This window comes from Streptomyces sp. NPDC003379, assembly GCF_053589195.1.
On sequence record NZ_JBSFRK010000072.1, the window covers coordinates 1 to 26,007 of the forward strand.

At 73.1% G+C, this 26,007-nt stretch carries 15 protein-coding genes; 8 read left to right on the forward strand and 7 right to left on the reverse strand.

What is annotated here, in order from left to right:
• The first annotated feature begins 38 nt into the window (after positions 1–38).
• From ACWDVB_RS37550 to ACWDVB_RS37560, 3 genes are read left to right on the forward strand one after another with little or no spacing between them, the layout of a single operon-like run.
• Complete coding sequence (locus ACWDVB_RS37550) at positions 39–2,882, forward strand: type I polyketide synthase (protein WP_451612040.1); 2,844 nt, start codon at positions 39–41, stop codon at positions 2,880–2,882.
• Positions 2,883–2,920: 38 nt separating this feature from the next.
• Entirely contained in the window at positions 2,921–3,724 is an 804-nt protein-coding gene (locus ACWDVB_RS37555) for a thioesterase II family protein (RefSeq protein WP_451519442.1), read from the forward strand.
• On the forward strand, positions 3,721–4,686 hold the full coding sequence (locus ACWDVB_RS37560; RefSeq protein ID WP_451519441.1) for an alpha/beta hydrolase: 966 nt from the start codon (positions 3,721–3,723) through the stop codon (positions 4,684–4,686). The genes ACWDVB_RS37555 and ACWDVB_RS37560 overlap by 4 nt, the downstream gene beginning before the upstream one ends.
• Here ACWDVB_RS37560 and ACWDVB_RS37565 read toward each other — a convergent pair.
• The 3 genes from ACWDVB_RS37565 to ACWDVB_RS37575 all read right to left on the reverse strand — a co-directional run bounded on the left by ACWDVB_RS37565 (position 4,649) and on the right by ACWDVB_RS37575 (position 10,325).
• Positions 4,649–5,347: a TetR/AcrR family transcriptional regulator gene (locus tag ACWDVB_RS37565; RefSeq protein WP_451519440.1), complete on the reverse strand. Its 699-nt coding sequence runs from the start codon at positions 5,345–5,347 to the stop codon at positions 4,649–4,651. The two genes, ACWDVB_RS37560 and ACWDVB_RS37565, sit on opposite strands and share 38 nt — an antisense overlap.
• A gap of 156 nt (positions 5,348–5,503) precedes the next feature.
• The gene (locus ACWDVB_RS37570; protein ID WP_451519439.1) at positions 5,504–10,087 is read right to left on the reverse strand and encodes an amino acid adenylation domain-containing protein; all 4,584 of its coding nucleotides are present in this window, start codon (positions 10,085–10,087) and stop codon (positions 5,504–5,506) included.
• A gap of 10 nt (positions 10,088–10,097) precedes the next feature.
• Positions 10,098–10,325: a hypothetical protein gene (locus ACWDVB_RS37575; RefSeq protein ID WP_451519438.1), complete on the reverse strand. Its 228-nt coding sequence runs from the start codon at positions 10,323–10,325 to the stop codon at positions 10,098–10,100.
• Positions 10,326–10,549: 224 nt separating this feature from the next.
• Between ACWDVB_RS37575 and ACWDVB_RS37580 the strand changes: the two genes are divergently transcribed.
• Both ACWDVB_RS37580 and ACWDVB_RS37585 read left to right on the forward strand, forming a co-directional pair.
• Complete coding sequence (locus ACWDVB_RS37580) at positions 10,550–11,608, forward strand: LLM class flavin-dependent oxidoreductase (RefSeq protein ID WP_451519437.1); 1,059 nt, start codon at positions 10,550–10,552, stop codon at positions 11,606–11,608.
• Between the two features lie 124 nt (positions 11,609–11,732).
• A complete protein-coding gene (locus tag ACWDVB_RS37585) occupies positions 11,733–13,991 on the forward strand; it encodes an MMPL family transporter (protein ID WP_451519436.1) in 2,259 nt (752 codons plus the stop codon).
• Between the two features lie 123 nt (positions 13,992–14,114).
• On the opposite strand, the gene ACWDVB_RS37590 is transcribed toward ACWDVB_RS37585, so the two are convergent.
• Positions 14,115–15,818: a 3-hydroxyacyl-CoA dehydrogenase family protein gene (locus tag ACWDVB_RS37590; protein WP_451519435.1), complete on the reverse strand. Its 1,704-nt coding sequence runs from the start codon at positions 15,816–15,818 to the stop codon at positions 14,115–14,117.
• A 550-nt stretch (positions 15,819–16,368) separates the two neighbouring features.
• Positions 16,369–16,713 (reverse strand): hypothetical protein, encoded by a 345-nt coding sequence (locus ACWDVB_RS37595; protein WP_451519434.1) that lies wholly within the window; start codon positions 16,711–16,713, stop codon positions 16,369–16,371.
• Between ACWDVB_RS37595 and ACWDVB_RS37600 the strand changes: the two genes are divergently transcribed.
• The 3 genes from ACWDVB_RS37600 (at position 16,712) to ACWDVB_RS37610 (ending at position 23,879) form a co-directional block, all read left to right on the forward strand.
• On the forward strand, positions 16,712–17,137 hold the full coding sequence (locus ACWDVB_RS37600; protein WP_451519433.1) for a DUF1579 family protein: 426 nt from the start codon (positions 16,712–16,714) through the stop codon (positions 17,135–17,137). The genes ACWDVB_RS37595 and ACWDVB_RS37600 overlap by 2 nt on opposite strands.
• A gap of 59 nt (positions 17,138–17,196) precedes the next feature.
• Complete coding sequence (locus ACWDVB_RS37605) at positions 17,197–19,986, forward strand: AAA family ATPase (RefSeq protein WP_451519432.1); 2,790 nt, start codon at positions 17,197–17,199, stop codon at positions 19,984–19,986.
• A 107-nt stretch (positions 19,987–20,093) separates the two neighbouring features.
• Positions 20,094–23,879 (forward strand): type I polyketide synthase, encoded by a 3,786-nt coding sequence (locus ACWDVB_RS37610; protein ID WP_451519431.1) that lies wholly within the window; start codon positions 20,094–20,096, stop codon positions 23,877–23,879.
• Positions 23,880–24,084: 205 nt separating this feature from the next.
• Here ACWDVB_RS37610 and ACWDVB_RS37615 read toward each other — a convergent pair whose 3' ends face one another.
• Positions 24,085–24,612 (reverse strand): hypothetical protein, encoded by a 528-nt coding sequence (locus ACWDVB_RS37615; protein ID WP_451519430.1) that lies wholly within the window; start codon positions 24,610–24,612, stop codon positions 24,085–24,087.
• 58 nt (positions 24,613–24,670) lie between these two features.
• On the reverse strand, positions 24,671–25,900 hold the full coding sequence (locus ACWDVB_RS37620; RefSeq protein ID WP_451519429.1) for a hypothetical protein: 1,230 nt from the start codon (positions 25,898–25,900) through the stop codon (positions 24,671–24,673).
• Positions 25,901–26,007: the final 107 nt, after the last annotated feature.

The window sequence follows — 26,007 nt, forward strand, 5'->3', positions numbered from 1 at the left end:
GTGGTGAGGGTGGTGGGGTGGATGTGGGGCGGGTGGATGTGGTGCAGGTGGTGTTGTTTGCGGTGATGGTGGGGTTGGGGCGGTTGTGGTTGTCGTGTGGGGTGCGGCCTGTGGCGGTGGTGGGGCATTCGCAGGGTGAGGTGGCGGCGGCGTGTGTGGCGGGGGTGTTGAGTGTGGTGGATGCGGTGCGGGTGGTGGTGGTGAGGAGTGGTGCGTTGGCGGGGGTGTTGGCGGGTCGGGGTGGGATGGTGTCGGTGGGGTTGGGGCGGGGTGTGGTGGAGGGGCGGTTGGTGGAGGGGTTGTCGGTGGCGGGGGTGAATGGTCCGGGTTCGGTGGTGGTGTCGGGTGAGTTGGGGGCGTTGGAGGGGTTTGTTGAGGCGTGTGAGGTGGATGGGGTGCGGGTGCGGCGGGTGGCGACGGATTGTGCGGGTCATTCGGTGCAGGTGGAGGAGGTTCGCGACTGTGTGCTGGAGGGGCTCAGGGCGATCGAGCCGCGTGCGGGGGAGATTCCGTTCTGTTCGACGGTGACGGGCGGTCTGCTGGATGGGGGGGAGTTGGACGGGGAGTACTGGTATCGAAATCTGCGGGAGACGGTGGAGTTCGAGCAGGCCACCCGCACCCTCCTCGACCTCGGACACACCGCCTTCATCGAATGCAGCCCCCACCCGATCCTCACCCTCGGCCTTGAAGAGACCGCCGAGGACATGGGCGTGGACGCCGCCGTCCTCGGCACGCTCCGCCGCGACGACGGCGGGCCCCGCCGCGCCCTGCACTCCCTCATGCGCGCCTACGCCGCCGGTGTCGACGTGGACCTGGACGCCCTGTGCCCGGCGACGGACACTCGGGTCGACCTTCCTACGTACGCCTTCCAGCGCCGCCACTACTGGCTGGAACGCAAGGCTCCGCACCCCGTGGCCGATCCGGCCTCGGCCTGGCGCTACCACGTGGGCTGGCGCCGGGTGACCCCACCGCCCGCCGTGACGGGACCGGCAGGGGCGTGGCTGGTCGTGATCCCCGCCCAGTGTCTGGACGCCGACGAGGTGACGCAGTGCCTGGCGGCCCTGGGCGAGGGCGGAGCCGTGGTGCGGGAAGTCGTGGTCGACGCCCGCTGGGCCGACCGCGAGGAGATGGCCGAGCAACTGCGTGAAGTCCGCGCCGACCTGGGCGAGGTCGGCGACGTCGCCGGCATCGTCTCCCTGCTCGCCCTCGACGAGGCACCCTGCGAAGAAGCGTCCGCCGTCCCCGCCTCGGTGGCCGGTACGGTCGTCCTCGCCCAGGCGCTCGACGACGCGGGTGTCGCCGGACGGCTCTGGTGCGTGACCGGCGGCGCGGTGTCCGTGGGCGCCGACGACCCCGTCACCCACCCCACCCAGGCACATCTGTGGGGCCTCGGCCAGTCCATCGCCGTGGAGCGGCCCGAGCGGTGGGGCGGCCAGGTGGACGTACGTGGTGACCAGCGTGACGACGTACGAAGTGACGTACGCGCCGGACTCCGTGCCGTGCTGTCCGGCGCGCTCGGGGACGAGGACCAGATCGCCCTGCGCGGCCAGGAGACCTGGGTCCGGCGACTCTCCCGCGCCCCGCTGCCGGACGGCCCGACGGGCGAGACGGCCGAGGGCGGCTGGTACAAGGGCGGCACCGTGCTGGTGACGGGCGGCACCGGCGGCCTCGGCTCCCACGTCGCCCGGTGGCTGGTGGACGCGGGCGTGGAGCGGGTCGTGCTGGCGAGCAGGCGTGGCAAGGACGCGCCGGGCGCGAGCGAACTGCTCGACGAACTCGCCCGGTCGGGACCGTCAGGAACATCAGGAACGGCGGGGTCAGGCACATCGGGACCGGCGGACGTGGTGGTCGAGGCATGCGACGTCGCCGACCGCGAAGCCCTCGCCGGAGTGCTGGCGCGCATCCCCCGGGAGTGCCCGCTGACCGCCGTCTTCCACACCGCGGGCGTGGTGGACGACGGCCCGCTCGCCGCCATGACCGTGCCCCAACTCGAATCCGTGCTGCGCGCCAAGGCCCAGGCCGCGCTGTACCTCCACGAACTCACCGCCGACCAGGACCTGTCCGCCTTCGTCCTCTTCTCCTCCTGCGGCAACATCCTCCCCACCGTCGGCCTCGCCAACTACGCGGCGGCCAACGCCTACCTCGACGGGCTCGCCGAGTTCCGCGCCTCCCAGGGGCTGCCCGCGACCTCGGTGGCCTGGGGCGCGTGGGCCGGGGGCGGCATGAACAACGACACCCTCGACGCCTGGCTGCGGCTGGGCGGCGTCCAGCTCATGGACCCCCGCGAGGCGACGGCCGCGATGGGCCGGGCCCTGGACCTCGGCGACACCCTCGTCGCGATCGCCGACATCGACTGGGAACGCTTCACCGCGTTCAGCGTCTCCCGGCCCCGCCCCCTCGTCCGCGACCTGCCGGACGTGAGGGACGCGGCGACGGCCGTGAGCGGACCCGCCGCGGACAGCGGTACGTCCGAACTGGCCTCCCGACTCGACGGATTGACGCCCGGCCAGTGCGAGCGGGTGCTCCTGGACGTCGTACGCGAAGGCATCACCGCCGTCCTCGGCCACGACCCGGACAACATCCAGCCCGACCGGCCCTTCCGGGAGATCGGCCTTGACTCCCTCACCGGCGTCGAACTGCGCAACCGCCTCAACTCCGTGACCGGGCTGCGGCTGCCCGCCACGCTGGTCTTCGACCACCCCACACCGGGGGCGCTCGCCCGTTCCCTGCGGGAGCGGATCACCGGCACCGCGTCGCCGGGCCGTACGGACCCCGTCACGTCGGTCGGCACACCTGCCGCCGCCGACGCGGACGACAGCACGGACCGGGCCGTCATGGCCGCCACCGACGACGAACTGTTCGCCATCATCGACGACGCCTGACCTCCGAGGCGCCGGGACGACACCGCGAAAGGGAGACGATGTCAGGCCCGCACACCGATGCCGACCTCTGGGTGAGGCGCTGCCGACCGGCCGCTTCGGACGCGCCGCGGCTCGTCTGCTTCCCGCACGCCGGCGGCAGCGCGACCTACTACTACCCGCTCGCCGCGGCGCTCGCGCCCGAGATCGACGTCCTGGCGATCCAGTACCCCGGCCGCCAGGACCGCCACCGCGAGCCGTGCGTCGACGACCTCCACCGCCTCACCGACCATCTCCACGAAGCCCTGCTGCCCTACCTGGACCGGCCGTTCGTGCTCTACGGGCACAGCATGGGAGCCGTGCTCGCCTTCGAGGTGGCGCGCCGCTGCGAAGGCGGGGCGCGGGTCTGGCCCGCTCACCTCGTCGTCTCCGGGCGGCGCGCCCCGTCCCGGCACCGCCACGAGACCACGCACCTCCAGGACGACGCGGGCCTGATCAAGGAGCTGGTCACCGCGGGCGGCACCGACCGGCGGCTCACCGAGGACGCGGAGTTCCTCGCGTCCGTGCTGCCGACGGTACGCAGCGACTACCGCGCCGTCGAGACGTACACCTACCGCCCGGGACCGCCGCTGACCTGCCCGGTCACGGTGCTCACCGGCACCGCCGACCCGAAGGTGACCCTGGACGAGGCCCGCGCCTGGCGCGGCCACGGCGCGGGAGAGTTCGCGCTGCGCACCTTCACCGGCGGCCACTTCTTCATCGAGGAGCACCGCGACGCCGTCGCCTGCGTCCTCGCCGACACCTTGCGCCCGCACATCCGCGACCGGAGCGTCCGCGACCGGAACAGCCGCGAGGGGGCGCGATGACGGAGGAGCGACACGCGACACGCGCGGGCACGCCGTCCGGGCGCGCCCCCCGGCCCGCGGGCGCCACCATGCTGGACCTGCACACCGTGGCGGAGCTGCGGGCGATGCACGACCGGCAGATGGCGAAGCTCCCCCGGCCCGAGGTGCACGAGGTCGTCGACCTCACCGTCGCGGGACGGCCCGCCCGCCTCTACCGGCCCGACGGCGCCCTGCCCCAGCCCGCCCTGGTCTTCTTCCACGGCAGCGGCTGGGCGCTGGGCGGCGTCGAGTCGTACGACCCGGTCGTGCGCGCGCTGACCCGCGCCTGCCGGGTCGCGTTCGTGTCCGTGGGCTACCGGCGCCCGCCCGAGCACCCCCACCCCGCCGCCGTCGACGACGCGGAGGCGGCGGTGCGTTGGGTGGCCGCGCACGCCACGGAACTGGGCCTCGACGCGGCCCGGCTCGGCATCGCCGCCGAGAGCGGCGGAGGACAGATCGCCCTCGCGGCGGCCCTACGCCTGACCGCCCGGCCGGTCGTGGGCCACCGGGACCCGGCCGCCCCCGCACTGGCCCTGCAACTCCTCGCCTACCCGATCGTCGACCTGCGCCCCGCCCCGCCCACCGGCGCCCACTCCGCCGACCTGCGCGGCATGCTCGACCTGTACCTGGGCGACGCCGACCGCACCGACCCGGAGGTGTCCCCGCTGCTCGCCCCCGATCTGAGCGGGCTGCCGCCCACGGTGATCGGCACGGGGGAGTTCGACTTCCTGCGCCCGCAGATACGGGAGTTCGCGGCCCGGCTGAGCGCGGCCGGGGTCGCGACGACGCTCCTGGACGGCGCCGGGCTCGACCACGGCTACCTGGGCTGGGGCTCCTTGGCGCGCGGACCCGCCGAGGCCATCGACGCCCTCGGCGCGTGCGTGCGCCGCGCGCTCAGGCCCACGCTCAGGCCCGCGGACCCGCCGGATTCGGCGGCTCGATGACGCCCCGCCCGACCGGCAGCCCGGCCTCCAGATGCGCCAGGGCCTCGTCAAGGGCGGCGGGCCCGTCCAGCGACGGGTCCTTCGCCCAGTCCAGCCATACGGTGAGGACCACACCGCACACCGCTCCCGAGAGGGTGCGCAGCTCCGGGTCGTCCGGCCCCCGGTCGGTGCGCTCGGCGAGGAGCGCCGCCAGTTTGGGCAGGATGCCGGTGATGTTCGTGAAGTTCGCCGCCCACAGCTCGGGCACCGAGAGCACCACCATCTCCCGCTCCAGGTTCTCCCGCAGCTCCTGAGCCGTCTGCCCGGCGAACACCGCGCGGAACGCGCGGCGCAGCGCCTGCGTGGGGCTCAGCCCCGGCGGCTGCGCCTGGAAGGCGTTCCTGAGCTCGACGTAGTCGTCGTCGAGCCTGACCAGGTCCTCCTTGGTCGCGAAGTACCGGAAGACCGTGCTGGGGGCGACCTCCGCGGCCTCGGCGATCTGCTCGACCGTGGTGACGTGGTAGCCGCGCGTCCGGAAGAGCCGCAGCGCCTCCCGCTGGATCGCCGAGCGGGTCCTGGCCTTCTTGCGCTCGCGGAGCCCCGAGGGCCGCGGGGACCGGGGGGCGGGCGGAGCGGCGGTCTCGGTGAGCGGTTTCCGGCCACTGTTCGGCAGCGAAGTCATGCGTCACCTCCGGTGCGACTCGGTCACGGGCTCGACGAGGCGCGGGCCCTGCCGACCGGCTCATGATAGCCAGCGCCGCCCGCGCCTCATCCGCCCTGACAGCTCCCGGCCGGCCGCGGCCTCCGAGCCCCGGGGCCTCGCCACCTCGCCGCCTCGCTATCCCGACGCCTCGTCCGTCAGCGCCGCGGCCAGCGCGGCGACCGTGGGGCGCTCAAGCAGCTTCTCCAGGATGTCCTGCGCGCTGCTGCGCAGCCCGAACTCCGCGCGCAGCGGCCCCAGCATGGTCACCACATGGAGTGAATCGCCGCCGAGGTCGAAGAAGTTGTCCTCCACGCCGAAGTCGTCGCGGCCCAGCGCCTCGCACCACAGCTCGAACAGCCGCAGCTCGACGGGGCCGCGCGGCGCCACCCGCTCGGCCCCCGGCGTCTCCTCCCAGGGGGAGGGCAGCGCCCCGCGGTCCACCTTGCCGTTGGCGCTCAGCGGCAGCCGGTCGAGGACGATGAGCTGCCGCGGAACCATGTACTCCGGCAAGGTCTCCTCGGCGGCCGTGCGCAGCGCCTCCACCTCCACGGCGGCCGGTTCGCCACCGGGCGCCACCGCCAGGAGCACCCGCATGTAGAGGACGCCCGGGGACGCCTCCTCGCCGGGGAGCGCCGTGACGTGCTCGAAGCCCGCCGCCGCGAGGTGCGCCCGCCACTGCGCCACGCTGAGCAGGGGCAGCCGCTCGTCCTCGCCGCGCTCCTGGGCCAGGCCCTCGATGTACGCGACGGTGATGAGCGCCGACGGCATGTTCTCCGTGCTCTCCAGCGCCACCAGCATTCCGCCGGGGGCCAGCAGCGAGCGCAGGCCCTCCAGGGTCGCGCCGATGTCCTTGGCGTCGTGCAGCACGTTCGAGGCGATCACCACGTCCGCGCAGCCCGGCCCGAAGCCCTGCTCGGCGAGGTCCCCGTCGATGTCGAGGACCCGGTGTTCGAGGAAGGGGTGGGCGGCGCCGAAACGCCGGGCGGCCCGCGCCGTGAAGTAGCTGGAGATGTCGGTGAAGCAGTACCGGACCCCGTCGCGGGGCAGCTCCGGCAGGACGCACTCCGTCGTCGCCCCGGTGCCCGCCCCGACCTCCAGGACACGCACCGGCCGGCCGCCCGGCCAGGCGTCGACGAAGGCCCGTACGGCCTGCGCCGTGGTGCGGTTCTGCACCCTGGCGACGGCGTTGTCCGCGTACAGGGCGCGCGTGACGCGCCAGTCGCCGTCCGGCATCAGGAACTCCAGGGGGCTCACCTCGCCCCGCAGCAGCGCCACTTGGTTCTCGGCGCAGCTGGTGAAGTACTCGCGCAGCACCCCGTGGGACCCCGTGGTGCCGACACCGTCGAGCGTCCTGCGGATCTCCTCGTCCAGGGCGTCCGGCTCGAAGGCGCGGGCGCAGCGGTAGGTCCCGTCGTCGGCCGCGCTCAGCCAACCGCGCGTGACCAGCTCCGCGAGCTGACGTTCGATCAACTCCCGGTAGACGGGTTTGACTCCGCAGGCGACCACGTCCTCCAGGCGGGCGCTCGCACCCGCCGACCGGAAGAACCCGAGCCGGGCGAGGGCGCGCGCGATCACCATGGGGCACAGCGCGTCCGCGACGGCCAGGGTGTGCTCCTCCTCCCGCAGCTCCCCGGAGCGCTCCGCCAGCTCCCGGTCGAGCCGCGCCCCGGCCTCCTCGGCGGTCCGGCGCAGCCGCTCGGCCGCGCCCGGCGCGTCCGCCCGCACGGCGCGGTCCGCCTTGGGCACGACGTAGCCGACGAGCTGGCGGCGGCCCGTCCTCGGGTTGGTGTCGATGGCGGCCACCGCCTCGGCCACGCCCTCCTGCCGCGCCAGTGCCGCCTCGACCTCGCCCAGCTCGATCCGGTAGCCGTTCAGCTTGATCTGCGCGTCCTCGCGGCCGAGGAAGTCGATGTCGCCGCCGGGCAGATAGCGCCCCAAGTCGCCGGTCCGGTACAGGCGTTCACCGGTGCGGGGGTGACGTACGAACCGCTCGGCGGTCCGCTCCTCGTCGCCCCAGTACCCCTTGGCCACCCCGGCGCCGCCGATCCAGATCTCCCCGGTGGCCCACACCGGGCAGGGCCGCAGCCGCTCGTCGTACACGTGCAGCGTCTGGTTGGCGAGGGGCTTGCCGTACGGGATGCGGGTCCACGCCGCCGGCACCTCGCCGATCGGGTACGCCACCGACCAGATGGACGCCTCCGTGGCCCCGCCCAGGCTGATCACCCGGGCGTCCGGACAGTGCGCGTGGACGGCCCCGGGCAGCGCCACCGGGATCCAGTCGCCGCTGAGCAGCGCCAGCCGCAGCCCGGCCCCGTCCCGCGAGGCGTCCCGTGAGGCGTCCCGCGAGGCGCCCGAGTCCGGGTCGTTCTTGAGGCCGTCCACCCACGCCTGCATCAGGGCGGGCACCGAGTTCCACACCGTCACCCCGTGACGGCGCATCAAGTCCGTCCAGTGGCCCGGGTCATGGGCGTGCGCGGCGGCCGGTACGACGACGGCCGCGCCGGCCGCCAGGGTGCCGAAGACGTCGTACACCGAGAGGTCGAAGCTCAGCGAGGAGAGCGCGAGGACCCGGTCTCGCGGGCCGACACCGAAGCGCTGGTTGATGTCCTGCACGGTGTTCGCCGCGCTCCGGTGGTCGATCACCACGCCCTTGGGCTGCCCGGTCGAGCCCGAGGTGAAGATGGTGTACGCGAGGTCGCCGGGCGCCGGAGCGGTGGCGGGCGGCCCGTCGGGGGCCTCGCGCACCCGCGTGTCGGCGCACGTCACCACGTGGACGCCGGCCGGCCAGTCGAGGCGGTCGCGCAGCGCGGGCGTGGTGACCACGGTCCGCACGCGGCACCGATCGAGGAGCTGGTCGCGGCGGGCCCGCGGCCACTCCGGGTCGATCGGCAGATACGCGGCGCCGGAGCGCGTCACCCCCAGCACGGCGGCGACCTGCTCGCGGCCCTTGCCCATCACCACGGCCGTCAACTCATCCGTTCGCGAGCCGAGTTCGATGAGCCGGTGCGCCAGGCGGTGGGCCTGGGCGAGCAGTTCGCGGTAGGTGTAGCCGCCGTCGTCGGCGATGACGGCGACGGCGTCCGGAGTGCGCCCGGCCTGGTCCTCCACCAGGGAGCACAGGGTGCGTTCCGGGATCGGCGCGGCCGTGGAGTTGGTGGCAAGGCGCTCGCGCTCCTGCCACGCGGGCAGGGGGAGCGCCGCGTCGGGATCGTCCCAGAACGCCTCGTCGGCGAGGCGGCCGACCAGATACCCGTACGAGGCGAACATGTCGTCGAGCATCCCCTCGGGGAACAGCTCCTCCGCCACGTCCCAGTTGAGGTGCAGGGCCCCGTCCTCCTCGGTGACCTGGTGGTCGAGCCAGACCTGCGGCGTCTGGCTGACGCCGTGCACGACGTCGCCGAGGAAGCGCAGACCGCCCACCACCCCGTCCTTGGACGAGGCCCCGAGCAGGCTGGTGAAGACCACCGGCATCGCCGCGCCCGGCATCCCGCCGCGCCGCCTGGCCCGCTCCCGAAGGACCTGCACACCGCTGTACGCGAGATGCTCCAGGTCCCGCGTGAGCCGCTGGTGCACGGCCTGGGCGCGGGGGCCGAAGGCCGTGTCCGGCGCCGCGTCGAGCGCGAGCAGGGTCAGCGACGTGAAGTCACCGACGACGGCGTCGACCTGGGGGTGCAGCGGAGGCCGGTTGAACAGCGTGAGGTTGAGCGTGCAGGCCGACCCCCTCGACCAGGTGCGCAGCACCTCGCCGAACGCCGTGACCAGGGCCGCGGAGGGCGTCAGCCCCCGGCGCCGCGCGATGTCCTTGGCGGCGGCCCAGCGCTCGGCGGGCACCACGGCGTGCCGGCGCCGGAACGGGACCGGCCCGGCACCCGGCGCCCTGGCCGCGCGCAGCGGCAGCTCGGGCGCAGGGGGCAGCTCGTCCAGGCGGTCCAGCCAGTACTCCTTGGCGCGCGCGTACTCCGGGCCCTCGCGCCGCGCCAGCTCCGCCAGGACGCAGTCGCGGTAGGAGAGCGCGAGCGCCGCGGGGCAGAAGTGGGGGTCCTCGTAGAAGCGGCGCCACTCCTGGAAGAACAGGTCCACGCTGAACCCGTCCATGATCAGCATGTCCAGGCTCAGATGCACCCGCAGCCGGGACCCGTCCAGGCGGCTCGCGCGGATGTCGAAGAGCGGCCACTGGTCGGCCGGAAGCACCTGGTGGCTCATCTCACCCCGGACGAGCGCCAGTTGCTCCTCGCGTCCGGCCTCGTCGAGCCCCCGCAGATCGTGCACCCGTATCTCGTACGGCGGCACCTCGCGCAGGACGCGCTGCAGGCCGGACGGTTCGACGACGGCGCGCAGCATGTCGTGCCGGTCGATGACCTTGCGCAGCGCCGCGCCGAGCCGGTCCAGGTCCAGGCCGTCACTGGCCAGTTCGGCGTACGTGTGGGTGGCGGTGCCGCCCATGTCGATCGCCGGGTTGCGGCCCACCCAGTACGCGTGCTGGATGTCGGTCAGCGGGAACGGCTCGTACCGCTCGTCGGGCCGGGGCACGATCTCCTCGGGGGCGCTGCCGTGACCGGTCCGGCGCAGCAGCTCGATCAGCTCGTCCCGGTGCCCGCGCAGCCGCGCGCGCAGCTCGTCGGTGAGGGTGCCCGCGGGAGCGAGCACGTCGAGGCGGCCGTCGGACAGGCGGAGCCGTACGCCAAGGCGGTGCAGTTCGCTGAGCAGTTCATACGCCATGGTGGGGTCCTCACGCGGTCCGGCGGGCGGGCGTGTCGCAAGCGTCGGGTGTGACGGGTGTGCCAGAGGTGTGGGCCGTACGGAACAGGCCGAGCCACGCGCGGACCGGGGCGCCCTCGAACCTGCCCACTGCGTCCCTGCGGAGGGTGAGGGAGCAGTACGCGTCGGGCAGCGGCGGCGCCGGCCGGTCCCGCTCCGTCGTCGACTCGGCCAGGACGGCATCGAGGATGTGCTTCATGCGGCTCCTTAGGTCCCCGGTGACGGCCGTCCGAGTATCCGGGCGCCGCCGACGCCGCCCACACCCGTAGCTCCCCCCTAGGCGGTGCGGCCGGTTCCCTAGGGGTGGCCCCGGGGCTGACGTGGCCGCCGGGCCCGCTTAGCGTCACGTGGCGAAGCCGTCCGCCCGCGCACCACCGAGGTGCGGCTCACCGATCCGACGCCCCGTGCCCCCTGGAGGGTCCGATGAACTTCGGCATCTCGCTGCTGCCCGACTGCCGCCCGGAGGTGCGTTCGGCGGAGGACTACTTCGCCGACGTGCTGCGCGTCGCCGAGCTGGGTGACCAACTCGGCTACACCCACGTCAAGATGACCGAGCACTACCTCCACAGCGCGGGCGGCTACTGCCCGAGCCCGCTGGCGTTCCTCGCCGCCGTGGCCGCGCGAACCCGGAACATCCGGCTCCTGACCGGCGGCATCCAGGCCTCCTTCCACCACCCCGTGCAGATCGCCGCCGAGACCGCCCAGGTCGACGTGATGAGCGGCGGCCGGCTCGACGTCGGCTTCGCCCGCGCCTTCCTGCCGTACGAGTTCGACGCGTTCGGCGTCAGCATGGACGAGAGCGTCGCCCGGTTCCGCGCCACGGTCGACTCCGTCGTACGCCTGTGGACCGAGAAGGACGTCACGGACGAGACCCCGTACTACAGCTACCGCAACGCCACTTCGTGGCCCGGCGTGATCCAGCGCCCGCACCCGCCGGTCTGGGTCTGCGCGGTGATGTCCGAGAGCAGCTTCCGCTGGGCCGGCGAGAAGGGCCACAACCTGCTGGTCACGGCGTCCCCGCGGCCGGAGACCTTCCAGCACGTCAACGCCCTGCTGAACGTCTACCGCGAGGAGTTCGACAAGCACCACGGCGCCTTGGGCCGCACGCCGCAGGTGGGCATGGTGGTGCCGCTGGTCCTCGCCGACACCGACGAGGAGGCCATGGCGGCGGCGCGGCCGCACCTCGACGAGTACGTCGCGGTGTGGAAGGAGGCCGCCGCCTCGGTGGCCACCATCGACTCGCCCGACTACCAGAACTACGCGCAGGTCTTCGCCAAGTCGGTCGAGGCGGGCGGCGGCGGCACGGGCGCCAACGGCGTCATCGGCTCCCCGGAGACGGCGGCCCGCCGCGTCACGGAGATGCGCGACGCCCTGCGGATGGACACGATCCTGTGGCAGGTCGACTTCGGCGGCCAGCCGTACGCCAACATGGAGCGCAGTCTGCGGCTGTTCGCCGAGAAGGTCCGGCCGCTGCTCGGCTGACCCTCCTGGGGCGGCGGGTGACATCGCGTCAGAGTGGTTGTCCCGCGTTCCGGATGCTTAACGCAGGCCGATTATGAGAGTAGCCTCCCACTTGACTGCCCACTAGCGAAGTGTGGAGTGAGCTGTGTCTACCTACCTCTACCGGCTGGGCCGGTTCTCGTTCCGGCGGCGCAGGCTCGTCGGCCTGCTGTGGCTGGGGCTGCTGATCGCCGCCGTCGCCGGGGCGGTCACGCTGTCGGGCGAGACGTCGGAGGAGTTCCGCGTCCCCGGTACGGAGTCGCAGCAGGCCAACGACGTGCTCAAGGAACGCTTCCCGGAGGCCGGCACCGGCGGCGCCACCGCCCGCGTGGTGTTCGCCGCGCCCCCCGGGGAGAAGCTCCAGGAGTCCGGCACGCAGTCCGCGATCGACAAGACCATCGACGAGCTGCGCGACGCGCCCGAGGTCGCCAAGGTCGAGTACTCGCCCGAGGCGGTCTCGAAGGACGGGCGGATCACCTTCGCCGAGGTGAGCTACAAGGTTCCCGCGGGTGACATCACCGACGGCGACCGCGAGGCGCTGCGCGACGCCCTCGACCCCGCCCGCGACGCCGGACTCACCGTCGAGACGGGCGGCGACGCCATCAAGGCGTCGGCCACCGGGGCCGCCGAGCTGATCGGCGTCGTCGTCGCCGCCGTGGCCCTGCTGGTCGCGCTCGGCTCGGTCGTCGCCGCCGGGCTGCCGCTGCTGCTCGCCTTCGTGGGCCTCGGCATCAGCGTGTGCGCCGTCTACGCCGCGACGGGCTTCTTCGACCTGACCGAGGACACCGTCGTCCTGGCCGTGATGATCGGCCTGGCGCTCGCCATCGACTACTCCCTCTTCGTCATCTTCCGCTACCGGCAGGAGGCCCGCGCCGGACGGAGCCTGGAGGAGGCCGCCGGACGAGCGGTCGGCACCGCGGGAACGGCCGTGGTCTTCGCGGGCCTGACCGTGCTCATCGCCCTGCTCGGCCTCTCGGTGGTGCAGCTGCCGCCGCTCACCCAGATCGCGGTCGCCGCCGCCCTCGCCGTGGCCGTCACCGTGTGCGTCGCGCTCACCCTGCTGCCCGCGGTGCTCGGCTTCGTGGGCCCGCGCGCCGTGCGCGGCCGCCGGGCGGTGGCGCGGCCCGTCGGCGACACCCCCGGCAAGGGCGTCGAGAAGTCACCGAACGAGGGCACCCTGCTGAAGCTCGACCCGCCCCTCGGGCAGCGCTTCTGCCGACTGATCACCCGGCATCCCATTCCGACCCTCGTGGCGACCCTCGCCGCCCTGGCCGTCGTCGCCCTGCCCGTGCAGGACATGCGGCTCGGCCTGCCTGACGAGGGCACCGACCCCACGCACACCACCCAGCGCAAGGCGTACGACCTGCTCAGCGAGGGCTTCGGGCCCGGCTTCAACGGCCCGCTCCTCGTCGCCGTCGAGAGCGCCGAGGGCGAGAGCGCCAAGGAGGCGTCCCAGCGCACCTACGACCAGGTGAAGGGGCTCGACGGAGTGGCCGCGGTGAACCCCGCGGTCATGAACGAGGCCGGTGACACGGGCCTGTTGACCGTCGTACCGACCGGCGGCCCGACCAGTGAGTCGACCAACGACCTGGTGGACGCCATCCGCGACAAGAAGTCGCAGATCCACGAGGCGACCGGGGCCCAGGTCGCGGTCACCGGGCAGACCGCCCTCAACATCGACATGTCGAAGAAGCTCTCGGACGCCCTGCTGCCCTACCTCATCCTCGTGGTGGGCCTGGCCTTCCTCCTGCTGATGATCGTCTTCCGCTCGCTCCTGGTCCCGCTGACCGCCGCCCTCGGCTTCCTGCTCAGCGTCGGCGCGACGTTCGGCGCGGTCGTCGCGGTCTTCCAGTGGGGCTGGCTCACCGACGTGCTCGGCGTGGACCGCCTGGGCGTCATCGTCAATCTGCTGCCCATCTTCCTGATCGGCGTCGTGTTCGGCCTCGCCATGGACTACCAGGTCTTCCTCGTGACCAGGATGCGCGAGGCGTACGTCCACGGGGCCTCGCCCAAGGACGCCGTCGTCGTCGGCTTCGCGCAGAGCGCCCGGGTGGTGACCGCCGCGGCGGTCATCATGATGAGCGTCTTCGGAGGCTTCGTCCTCGCGGACTCGACGATGATCCAGGCGGTGGGGTACGCCCTGGCCGCGGCGGTGTTCTTCGACGCGTTCGTGATGCGGATGACGGTGGTGCCCGCCGTCATGTCCCTGCTGGGCAGGGCCGGCTGGTGGCTGCCCGCCGTACTGGAGAAGGTGCTGCCCGACGTGGACGTGGAGGGCGAGCGGCTGCGCAGGTTCGACGAGCCGCCGAAGGACGAGGCCGTCGCCGCACCCCGCGAACCACTGCCCGAGGCACGGCGCGAGTAGCCACCGCCGCGGCTACCGTGGACGCGGACCCGTACGCGTACGCCCGCCCCCGCCATCCCCCGGTCGGGGCGGGCGTACGTCCTTCTTCCCGGCCCCCCTGTCCTTCTTCTCGGCTCCTTCTTCTCAGCGCACGGCGGTGACGAAGCCCCGCCCGTTCTTGCGGCCGAGCCACCCGCTCGCCACCAACTGCTCCAGGATCGCCGGAGGCTCCTGCGCGGGATCACCGAAGTCCGCGTACAGCCGGCGCTGGATGGCGAGCGACACGTCCAGGCCGATGGCGTCGAGCAGGGCGAAGGGACCGAGCGGATGGCCGAAGCCCTCGCGCACGGCCGTGTCGATCTCGTCGGCGCTCGCCCCCGGCCGGTCGAGGAGCCCCATGGCGTGCCCGAGGTAGGGGAACAGCAGGTAGTTGACGAGGAAGCCCGTGCGGTCCGCGCACCGTACGGTCGTCTTGCCCAGGCGCGCACAGACGGCCTCGGCGATCCGCACGGTCGCGTCGTCGGTGGCGTCGGCCCGGGCGACCTCCACCAGCCTCATCAGCGGGGCCGGATTGAAGAAGTGCGTGCCGATCACGCGCGGCGCCACCCCCGATGCCTCGGCGCACACGGCCACCGGCAGGCTGGACGTCGTGGTGGCGAGGACCGCGTGCGGCGCGCACACGGCACCCAGCCGCGCGAACAGCTCCCGCTTCACCGTCAGGTCCTCGGCGACCGCCTCGATCACGAGGTCGCAGTCGCCGAGCGCGCCGAAGTCCCCGGTGACGCTCAGCGCCTCCAGCGTCGCCGCCTTCGTACGGGCGTGGATCCTGCCGCGCCGTACGGAGCGGGTCAGCGAACCCGCGACGGCCGCCAGCGCCTCGTCCGCCTTGGCGTCACTGCGGGCCACCAGCGCCGTACGGAAGCCCGCGGCGGCCGTCGTCTCGGCGATGCCGCGGGCCATCACGCCCGACCCCACCACGCCGATGCGGCGCACGGCGGCGCCCCCGGCGGGCGACGCGGCGGCGCCCGGGCGGGCCGCGGCGGTGTCGAGCGGGGCGCCCGACTCGTCGTAGGTGTAGAAGCCACGCCCGGTCTTCCGGCCCAGGCGGTCCCGCGCGATCATCGTGCCCAGCAGGGGAGCGGGCGCGAAGGAGGCGTCCCCGGTGCGGGCGGCGAGGTCGTCGAGCACGGCCGCCGCGCTGTCGAGGCCGATCCGGTCGAGCAACTGGAAGGGACCCAGCGGCAGTCCGCAGCCCAGCCGCATGGCGGTGTCGATGTCCGCCCGGTGCACCCGGTCCCGCTCGTGCAGCCGCACCGCCCGGTTGAGGTAGCCGTACACCACGGCGGTGGCGTCGTCGGCGGCCTGGTGGGTCACGCTCGTACGGGAGAGCCCGATCGCCGACAGCACGGCGTCGAGGGCCTCGACGCTCGGCGCGGCGGTCAGCGTGGTGTGCGTGCGTTCCACGAAGCCCCCGGGGGAGGGTGGCGCGAGGAAGCGCAGACCGACGGTGTCGGCGGGACGCCCGACGGCGGTGGCGAGGCGGTGGAGCGGCACCGCGGAACCGGTGGTGACCAGGACGGTGCCCTCCGGGCAGACCGCGGCTATTCCGCTCAGCGCCGTGCGCTTGGCCCGCTCGTCCTCGGGCACCGCCTCGATGACGAGCGACGCGCGGCGCAGCGCCGCCGTCTCGGTCGTCAGGGCGCTCTCGGCGGCGGGAAGGCGTTTGCGGACGCGGGCCAGCACGCTCACGTCGCTGTCCACACCGATCACCTCGTGGCCCGCGTCGAGGAGCATGCCCAGGAGGGCTTCCCCCACCACGCCCAGGCCGACGACGCCGACCGTACTCACCTGCCGTGTCATTCCTGCCGTCATTCGTGCGGTCCCCTCATGGCGCGGAAGCGGTTGGCGGTGGCAGCGGATATTCAGCAAGGGCGGGGAATAATGCGCGGACCCAGGAATTCCTGGGCCGGGCGCTCTTCCGGATGGAATGCGCTGAAGATTTCTGCCACGCTTCGGAAGCTAAGGAGGGGTATCCGGCGGGGCAACCCCTGAGTGGACGGGGCGGCTTAGGGGGTGGCGTGCGGCGTCGGCGGTAGGGGGCGCGCAGGGGAGGGGCCATCACGGGCGCGGAGCCGGACCCGAGCGCCTGAAGTGTTCTCATGCCCCACCCACCAGGGGGTGTTGGCGCGCCCGCGCCGGGTTTCGGACATGTGCACCCGGATCGTAACGCCGATTTTCGGACGTTCGCGTCCGTCTGTCGAACGTCTCGCGGGTTTGTCGGAGCGGACTCGCACTATGTGAAAGGGACTCCGGTCGAAGAGGGCCGGAATTCCCGTGGCCGGTGCGGTGGCTGGAACGCCGTCGGCGACCTTGGTGTGCCATGGCTTGCGGACCTTGACTACTTTAGGGTCGAACCGCTGCCGCAGATGGCCCTTTCTTGATCGAAATGGCGCCACAAGCGGTCATGGACCAGTGATCCTTTTTCCGATGTGCCACCTGTACCGATATCAACTTCCGGGTCGACTTCTGGATGGGCGGGAATGATGGCTGCAGAGAACAGGGGTTTCTTTGCCTCGCGCGGATTCACCTCGGGGCGGTGGCGGACCGGCTCCCCCGCGTGGAGCCGGCGTGCGGCGTTCGGCGCGGCCGCCACGGCGGCGGGCGCCGTCCTGCTGGGCGCGACCTCGACCAGGGCCGCGACCCGGACCATGCCGACGGGCGGGCCGCCGCCTTCCGAGCGCATGCACGAACTGGATTTCCTGCTCGGGTCGTTGCGCTGCCTGTTCAACACGGGCTCCATCCTCACGGCCCGGGTCCGCCCCATTCTGGGCGGCCATTACTACCAGCTGGATCTGACGCACGTACGGCCGCAGAAGAAGGAAAGGGTCAGGGGCAGCTGGGTGCTCGGCTGGGACCGGGTCGACGCCAGGTTCGTCTCGTACTACTTCGACGACGCGGGGATGCAGGGCACCTCGACCTCCCCGGGATGGCGGGACGGGCATTTCGTCCTCACCGGTTCGTTCGTGCTCGGCGAGTTGGCGCAGCACGTGGTCATCAAGAGCGACATCACCCGCATCGACGAGGACCATTTCACCATCGAGGAGCACATCGAGAAGAACGGGAAATGGGAGCTTCTCGACACCCAGGACTGCCATCGCAAGAGGTAGTCCGCCCGTTCGCTCGGCGGGCACGTCGTGGACCGGTGATACATACGAGGGGGGACTGGATGGATCTCTTGGAACGCGATGCCGAACTCGCTTTACTGGGTGAGGAATTCGATCAGTGTCTGCGCGGGCGGAGCAGGGTCGTCGTCATCGACGGAGCGCCCGGCAGCGGAAAGACGGCATTGGTCAGGGCGTTCACCGAGCGGGCCGAGGCTGCGGGCGCCCTCCTGCTGCACGCCGGCGCCTCGCGGACGGAGAGCGCCATCCCGTTGAGCCTCGTCGAACAGCTCTTCCAAGGGAGCGCGCTGCCGCTCCTCGACGCCGAGCGCGTGAACCGGCTGCTCGTCGGCGACGAGATCGGCCACCACACGCACGACGGGCCCGGCGCGCCCCCGCCCGCCGCCGGACAACTGGCGCCCGCCGTCCTCGGCGAACTGTACGAGACCCTTCAGGACATGAGCACCCGGCAGCCGGTGGTCCTCGCGGTGGGCGACGTGCAGTTCACCGACCGCGCCTCGCTCCAGTACCTCCTGCACCTCATACGACGCCTGCGCTCCTCTCGGATCCTCGCCGTACTCAGCGGCTGCCTCGCCCCCGGCCCCTGGCACTGCCGCCTCCAGTCCGAGATGCTCCGCCTGTCCAACTGCCGCCGGCTGCAGCTGCGCCCGCTCACCGTCGACGCCGTCGCCACACTGCTCGGCCGCGCCCTCGACGCGGACACCGCGCGCCGCCTCGCCGGGGAGTGCCACAAGGAGAGCGGCGGAAGCCCGCTCCTCGCCCGCGCGCTGGTGGCCGACCAGGTGGAGCACGGCCGCGCCGGGGGCCGCCTGCTGATCGGCCCCTCCTTCGCGCGGGCCCTGCTCGGCCGGCTCTTCCAGAGTGAACCCCTCGTCCTGGAAGCCGCGCGCGCCCTCGCCGTACTCGGCGAGAACACCACCCCGTCCGTGCTCGGCAGGCTCCTCGGCACCGGCCCCGAAGGGGCGGCGACCGCCATCCAGGAGCTGGAGTCCTCCGGCCTGCCCGCCGACCGCTACCAGCGGGGCGGCGCCCGTACGGTCGTACTCGGCGCGATGAGCGCCGAGCAGTGCCGGGTGACGCACTCCCGCGCGGCCCGGATCCTGCACGAGGAGGGCGCCCCCGCCCCCGCCGTCGCCGGACACCTCGTCGCCTCCGGAGACATACGGGCCTGGGGCGTGCCGATCCTCCGGGAAGCGGCGGGGAGCGCGCTCGCCGACGGAGACCTCGGCCGGGCGGTCGGCCAGCTGCGGCTGGCCCGCGCCGCCTGTGCGGACCCGCGCGAACGGGCGCTGGTGACCGCGACGCTCTGCGCCGCCATGGGCGGGGTGAACCTCACGGCCGCCAAGCGCTACGTCCCCGAGCTGATGCAAGCGGTGCGGCAAGGCCACCTGACGGGCCGTCACGGCGCGCTGACGCTCGGGTACCTCATGTGGTACGGGCAGACCGGCGACGCCTGCGAAGTCCTGGACATCCTCCGGAGCGAGGACAGCGACCACGTCCAGCACGGCTACGGCTCGCCCTCGCTCGACAGCGCACTGCTCTGGCTGCCGACCCTCTACCCCGGCTTCTCCGGCCTGACGTCGCTGAACCACCCCTCACCCGCCTCCGTGAAAATCCCCATCTCCTCGGTGTGGGCACCCCACCGGAGGGCCGCCGCCGCCCTCAACACCGTGCTCAGCAAGGGCCCCGACGCCGAGGCCACCGCGGCCGCCCAGCAGATCCTGCACGGCACACGGCTCGACGACACGACCCTGCTGCCGATCGTCGCCTCCCTGCTCACCCTCGTGTACGCGGACCGGCCGCCGCGGGCCACCGAACTGTGCGAGGCCCTGTGCGCGGACACGGACGACCACCGGGCGCCGATCAGGAACGCCGTGTTCGCCCTCGTCCAGGCCGTCGTCCACGAGCGGGCCGGCGCGCCCAAGGCGGCCGAGGAACAGGCGCTGCGCGCCCTGACGGTGGTGTCGCCGGACGCGTGGGGCGTCGCCGTCGGCGTCCCCCTCGCCCTGCTCGTCATGAACCTGACGGCGATGGGCAAGTACCAGGAAGCCGCCGCCTACCTCGACTTCCAGCTGCCCGCGGCCACCTTCGACACCCTCGCAGGGCCGCTCTACCTGCGCGCCCGCGGCCACTTCCACCTGGCGACCGGCCGCTTCGTCGCCGCCCTGCGGGACTTCGAGGCCTGCGGCGCCGCCCTGACGAAGTGGGGCTTCGACACCCCGCAGGTCGTCCCCTGGCGCAGCGACGCCGCCCAGGCGCTGGTCTGCACGGGCGCCGCCGACCGGGCCGCCGAGCTGGTCACGGAGCAGCTCGCACGGCTCGCCCCCGGCACCTCGCGCACACGCGGCATCACCCTGCGCGCCCAGGCGGCCACCCTGGAGGTGAGCAAGCGGGGCGCCCTGCTGTGGGAGGCGGTGGACAACTTCCGCATGTGCAGGGACGAACTCAACCTCGCCTACGCGCTCGCCGACCTGAGCCGCACCCATGAGGCCCTCGGCGAGTACCGCAAGGCGCACGGGGCGATGCGCAAGGCGCTCACGCTGGCCGAGCGATGTCGCGCCGAACCGCTGAGGTCGACCCTCGCCTCGTACCACCAGACCTTCGCCGCGTCGGAGAACAACGCCGACGGGCAGGTGCTCAGCAGCTCCCTGGCCCTGCTCAGCGACGCGGAGAACCGCGTCGCCGTCCTCGCGTCCGAGGGCTTCACCAACCAGCAGATCGCCAACCGCCTGTACATCACGGTGAGCACGGTCGAGCAGCACCTCACCCGCGTCTACCGCAAACTCTCGGTGAGCCACCGCTCGGAACTGCCGAGCAAGGCGGCGCTCGGATAGGGGCGCCCTAGGGGTGACGCGGCCGGCCGGCCCGCGCCTAGCGTCGAGCCCGTTTCCTGCCCAGGACGACCATCCTGCGATGGTCCCTATCAGTCGCGGATGTGGCCATGGCGGACGAAGACGTACTGCGGAACTACCTGAAGAAGGCGACGGCCGAGCTCCAGAAGGCACGCCGGCAGCTCGGCGAGGCGCACTCCGGACGGCGGGACGAGGGCGACGCCATCGCCGTCGTCGGCATGAGCTGCCGGTTCCCCGGCGGCGTACGCGGCCCCGAGGACCTGTGGCGCCTGGTGGCCGACGGCACGGACGCCGTCACCCCGGCCCCGGACGACCGAGGCTGGGCCGGGGCCGGGCGGGACGTCCACGGCGGGTTCGTGGCGGACGTGGCCCGCTTCGACGCGGCCTTCTTCGCGGTCGACGAGCGGGAAGCCCTCGCCATGGACCCCCAGCAGCGCCTGCTCCTGGAAGCCTCCTGGGAGGCCTTCGAGCACGGCGGCATCGACCCGGCCCGGGTGCGCGAGACCCGCGTCGGCGTCTACACCGGGCTCGCCCACTGCCAGTACGCCCCACCCGCCACCGCCGACACGGGACTCCCCGAAGACGTGGCGCAGCACCTCGCGTCCGGCAGCGCCGCCAGCACCGCGTCGGGCCGCATCGCCTACGCCCTCGGCCTGGCGGGCCCCGCCGTCACGGTCGACACGGCCTGCTCGTCCGCGCTGGTGACCCTGCATCTGGCGGGCCAGGCCCTGCGCGCGGGCGACTGCACGCTGGCCCTCGCCGGCGGGGTGACCGTCATGGCGACCCCCGCCGTCCTCGCGGAGTACGCGCGCAGGGGCGGCCTGGCGGCCGACGGGCGCTGCAAACCGTTCGCCGCGGCCGCGGACGGCATGGGATTCGGTGAGGGCGTCGGCGTCCTGCTGCTGGAGAAGCTCTCCGACGCGCGCCGCAACGGCCACCGCGTCCTGGCCGTCGTGCGCGGCTCCGCCGTCAACCAGGACGGCACGACCAACGGCCTCACCGCGCCCAGCGGCCCCGCCCAGGAACGCGTCATCGCCCAGGCGCTCGCCGACGCGGGGCTGCGCCCCGACGAGGTCGACGTGGTGGAGGGGCACGGCGTCGGCAGCTCCCTGGGCGACCCCATCGAGGCCCAGTCGGTACTCGCGGCATACGGCCAAGGGCGCGCGGGCGACCGGCCGTTGTGGCTCGGCTCGGTCAAGTCCAACCTCGGGCACACCCAGATCGCCGCCGGGGCCGCGGGCGTCATCAAAATGGTGATGGCCCTGCGCCACGGAACGCTGCCGCGCACCCTGCACATCGACCGCCCGGACCCGAAGGTGGACTGGGACTCCGGCGCCGTACGGCTCCTCACGGAACCCGTCGACTGGCCCCGGGGCGGACGTCCACGCCGCGCGGGCGTCTCCGCGTTCGGCTTCAGCGGTACCAACGCCCACGTGATCCTCGAAGAGGCGCCGCCCCTCGACACGGAGGACGACCCGGCGCGCCCCACGGCCGACGCCGCCGAGGGCCCCCTGCCGTGGGTCCTGTCGGCCGGGACAGCGACGGCACTCGCCGCACAGGCCGCCCGGCTGCGCGAACGCCTGACCGCGGGGCTCGACGCGACCCCGGCCGAGATCGGCCACGCCCTGGCGACCACACGCGCCTCGCTCCCGCACCGCGCGGTGCTCGTCGCGGAGAGCCTCGCGGCGTTCACCGAGGGCCTCGACGCCCTGAGCAGGGGCGAGGCCGACGCGGCACTGGTACGGAACACGCCGGGCGCCCCGACGGGCCGTGCGGCGGGCGGCTCCGCGTACGTGTTCTCGGCCGCCGCCCACGACGACCGGCTGCGGGAGACGGCACAGGAACTACAGTCCGCGTTCCCGGTGTTCGCCCGCACCTGGGAGGAGGTACGGCGACACGTCCCGCTCGCCGATGCCGCACCGGCCGTCCAATTCGCCTTCGAGATCGCGCTGTTCCGTCTGCTGGAGTCGTTCGGCATGGAAGCCGACTGGGTGTCCGGATGCGGGGTGGGGGAGCTGGCCGCGGCCCACGTGGGCGGCGCACTGTCCCTGGCGGAGGCGTGCGCGCTGCTCGCACCCCGAGAGCCTTCCACCCCTCCGGCCGCCTACGAGGAGCCGACCACGCCGCCCACCGACCCCGGCCCTGGCCCCGGCCCCGACGCCGAGCCGCGACACCCCCGCATCCCGGTCGTCGACGCGTCCACCGGCAGGACCCGCACCGCCGAGGAGTGCTCCGTACGCGGGTTCGCGCACGACACGTCGCAGCGGCGGACGCGCTACGAAGAGGCGGTGGCCCACGTCACCGCACGCGGCGCGAGGACGGTGTTCGGCCTGGGCCCGGGCGCCGCGCTCCACGAACCGGCCGGGTCCACGGAACGCCCCGGCCCTCGCCGCCAGGCCACCGAAGCCGTCCTGCGCGCGCTCGCCGAGCTGTACGTGACGGGTGCCGACGTCAACTGGCGCGGCGCGTACGCGCACCTGACGGCACCCCGACATGTCGACCTGCCGACCTACCCCTTCGAGGGCGACCACTACTGGCTGGACGGCCGGGCCGTGTCCGCCACCTCCGGCGAACGCGCGGACACCCCGCCCCTCGGCACGCGCTCCCCGCACCCTCTCCTCGGCACGCCCTTGGACCTGCCCGACCCCACGACCCGCTGGTACACGCACACTCTCACCCCCGAACAGCCGTGGTACCTGGGCCGGACCCAGCTGTTCGGCACCCCCGTGGTGTCACCCGCCGCCCTCATCGAGTGGGGCCTGGCGGCGGCGCGGCACGACGGCCCGACAGACGTCCCGTACACGGCATCAGGGGTGCGTCTGCCGCGCGTACTGCCACTGCCGGAGGGGCGCCGCCTCCCGGTGCAGGCACGAGTCGACATAGCGACAGAAGGGTCGGTCACGACAGGCTTTGCCCGCACGTCGGAAGAGCCCACGTCCAGCGCCTCCCAGAACCGCCGGAACACGCCCCCGTGGACCGAGCACATCCGCCTCTCCCTCACGACACACGGGACACCGCCCCGCCCCGCACCACTCGACCCGGGCGACCTCCGCGCCGCCATGAAGGAACAGGACGTCGAAGAGCTCCACAGGCGACTCGCGCGCGCGGGCGCCGAGTACGGCCCCGAGGCCCGCGGCGTCAGACGGCTCTGGCGGCAGGCCACGGAAGCCCTCGCGCTGATCGAAACCGCACCAGGGGAGGCGGTGACGGAGGCGGCCCACCATCTCCTCCACCCCTTGGTCCTGGACGCCTGCCTGCTGGCCGCGGCCACGCTCACCGGCGAGACCGACGGTCGACTCCGCCTGCCCACAGCCATCGCGCATCTGCACGTCTACGACCGGCTTCCGTCCCGCGTCTGGTGTCACGCCCGCCGCCACGGCGGTCCGTCGTCGCCGGACGACGCCCCGATCGACCTGCACGTCCTGACCGAGGACGGTGAACGCCTGGTCACCATCGAAGGGCTCACGCACGCTCCGCAGGCCCCGACGGACCTCCCGGCGGCGGCCTCCTCGGCGTGGACGGTACGGCGGGAGGTGACGTCCCTCCTCCCGCACGCCCCCACCGAAGCCCGCGACCTGCTCGCCGGCCACCTCCTCACCCACGTCCCGGGCACCTCGGAGGCAGCCGACCCACGCGACCTGAGGTTGAACCAACTGGGCCTGGACTCCCTCGGCGCCGTCCGCCTCCGCGCCCGCCTGCTGCGCGACTTCGGCACGGACCTCCCGCTCGAAGTCCTGCTCGGCCCTTCCTCCCTGACCCGCATAGCGGAGGAGATCTGCGCCCAGCTCACGGCGCGGAGCCTCCTCGCGCCACCCTCCGCCGCCGACCTCGCCGGCGCGGACGAGCAAGGCCCGCAGGAGGTCCTGACGCTCTGACAGTGGAGAGGTAAAACACAAGACCCCGGTCTCCATGACGGAGACCGGGGTCTGTCGCGAGCGCTGGGCAGGCCTTGCACCTGCATCTCCCCACAGGAAGTGGGGCGCCTTTCCTTGGACCACCAACGCCGGGCCCTGCCGCCGTGTTTCCGGCGGCGGGCTCAAGATCAAACATAGCGTACGGACGCCCTGACGCACAAATGAGCTACCCGTCCGACGGGCCACGCCCGTCCCGCGCGGCCGCCGCCGTGATCTCCGCCAGGGACAGGCCCAGTTCCTCGTGCAGAAACCGTACGACCGTCCAGTGCGGCAGGGCGTCCTCGTCGAACGGGCCGAACGCCTCGGTGTAGAGGGGGATCCACCGCAGCGCCTCCTCGGCGGCCGTCTCGCGCCCCGGGTCCGCCTGGTAGGCGTCGTACGAGATGCTCCGATGGTGGATGAAGCGGCCGCCGGGGAGCCGCTGCTGGCACAGCTCCCGGTACTCGCGGGTCTGGAGGATGAGGTAGTGCCAGATCTCGTCGATGTCCTGCTCGACGGGGAGGAAGAGGCCGCCCAGCCGGTCGGGGTGACGGGAGACCAGATAGAGGTAGCGCAGGCACTCGCGGACCTGATGCGTGACGTGGGCGGCGTCCGGCGCGCCGGGCTTCGCGGCGAAGTGCCGCACCACCTCGTCGTGCAGGGCCGCGCCGAGCAGCTCCTCGGCGGTGGGGGCGGGTGTCGAGGTCGTGGGCATGGCGGAGTCCTGTCGGGGGCGTGAGGGTGTGAGGTCGGGCGGGGCTTCGGTGCGGCGTTCAGGCGGCCGGATCCGGGGCGGCCAGCCAGGCGTACTTGCCGGAGCGCCCGATCGGCACATGGGCGCGGTGTTCCACACGGCATGAGCGTCCCGTCAAAGCGCCGACCGCAGACGCCAGTTCGATTTCCTCGCCCGCCGTGAGCGGCACTCCGTCGAACGTCGTGCACCACAGTCGGCACCGGCCCTCACCGGTCAGGTGCAGTTGGTGCAGGAACACACGCGGGCAGACGGCGGCGACGCGGGCGTCGAGATCGGCCTGGGCGAGGGGCCCGTCGGGCGTGGCGAGGAGCTCCTTCTCACGGCCGCAGAAGGAGACGATCCGCCGAGGGTCGTCGCTGCCGTCGCGGGTGCGGACGCAGTCGCCGGAGCGGTAGCGGACCAGCGGCATGTACGGGTTGCGGACGCTGGTGACGATGAGGCTGTGGATGCCGCTGCCGGGCTCCACCGGGATCAGCTCCACGCTCATCCCGTGCAGATAGGGCCGGTAGGCGCCGTCCGCGTCGCTGTAGAAGAGGTAGCCCAGTTCGGTGCTGCCGAAGAGGTCGATCACGGGACAGTCGAAGTGCGCGCGCAGCTGGGCACGGACGTTCAACGGCGTGTACTCGTAGGCGTGGACGATGCCGGCGGGCCGGGGGAAGCTGTCCCACAGGTCCCATGCGGTGACTTTGCGGACCAGATGAGCCAGGTGGTAGCCGGAACAGTCCAGGAGGTACGAGCCCTGGGGGTGCGCGGCGCTGACCTCGCGGATCTCCGCGAGCATCCGCTCGACGTCGGCGCGGTCCCAGTCGGCGGGGTCGAGGCGGCGGTTGAGGTACAGCGTGCGGTCGTCGAGCCAGCGTTCGCCGGGGGTGGCGCCCGGCTTGCGGGAGTTGACGCGGGCGACGTGCTCCGTGGCGAGGACGGTGGTCAGCGAGATCCGCCGGGCACCGTCGTGCCAGAGCGGACCGAGGTCGGGGTGTTCGCTCCACAGCCGGTAGTAGGAGCGGAGCAGGAAGTACGGGGGCCGGATGAGCTGCATGCGGGCGTGGTTGGTCCCGGTGGAGAGCACGAACTCGGCCTCGCCCGTCTCCAGGGCGCGGGCCAGTTCGGGGGTCATCCAGTTGGCGGGGAAGTCCCGGGCGATCTCCGGCTTCTCCAGGATCGGGAAGTCGCCGCGCTCGATGGACGCGCGGTAGACGGGGATGTCCCGGATCCGGTCCAGGACTTCGGTGCTCGGCACGGGGTTCAAGGGGGCTCCGGGGCGGGGCGGGGCCGCAGGCGGGGAACGCGCAGGCGGACACGTCGACGTCACCGTCGGACACGTCGCTGGTCGGCCACGAGTACGAGGTCGAGGTC

Bases quoted from the DNA above. Each gene is read 5' to 3' on its own strand.
- ACWDVB_RS37555 (WP_451519442.1), top strand. From the start codon at position 2,921: ATGTCAGGCCCGCACACCGATGCCGACCTCTGGGTGAGGCGCTGCCGA.
- ACWDVB_RS37560 (WP_451519441.1), top strand. From the start codon at position 3,721: ATGACGGAGGAGCGACACGCGACACGCGCGGGCACGCCGTCCGGGCGC.
- ACWDVB_RS37565 (WP_451519440.1), bottom strand. From the start codon at position 5,347: ATGACTTCGCTGCCGAACAGTGGCCGGAAACCGCTCACCGAGACCGCC.
- ACWDVB_RS37570 (WP_451519439.1), bottom strand. From the start codon at position 10,087: ATGGCGTATGAACTGCTCAGCGAACTGCACCGCCTTGGCGTACGGCTC.
- ACWDVB_RS37575 (WP_451519438.1), bottom strand. From the start codon at position 10,325: ATGAAGCACATCCTCGATGCCGTCCTGGCCGAGTCGACGACGGAGCGG.
- ACWDVB_RS37580 (WP_451519437.1), top strand. From the start codon at position 10,550: ATGAACTTCGGCATCTCGCTGCTGCCCGACTGCCGCCCGGAGGTGCGT.
- ACWDVB_RS37600 (WP_451519433.1), top strand. From the start codon at position 16,712: ATGCACGAACTGGATTTCCTGCTCGGGTCGTTGCGCTGCCTGTTCAAC.
- ACWDVB_RS37595 (WP_451519434.1), bottom strand. From the start codon at position 16,713: ATGCGCTCGGAAGGCGGCGGCCCGCCCGTCGGCATGGTCCGGGTCGCG.
- ACWDVB_RS37605 (WP_451519432.1), top strand. From the start codon at position 17,197: ATGGATCTCTTGGAACGCGATGCCGAACTCGCTTTACTGGGTGAGGAA.
- ACWDVB_RS37610 (WP_451519431.1), top strand. From the start codon at position 20,094: ATGGCGGACGAAGACGTACTGCGGAACTACCTGAAGAAGGCGACGGCC.
- ACWDVB_RS37615 (WP_451519430.1), bottom strand. From the start codon at position 24,612: ATGCCCACGACCTCGACACCCGCCCCCACCGCCGAGGAGCTGCTCGGC.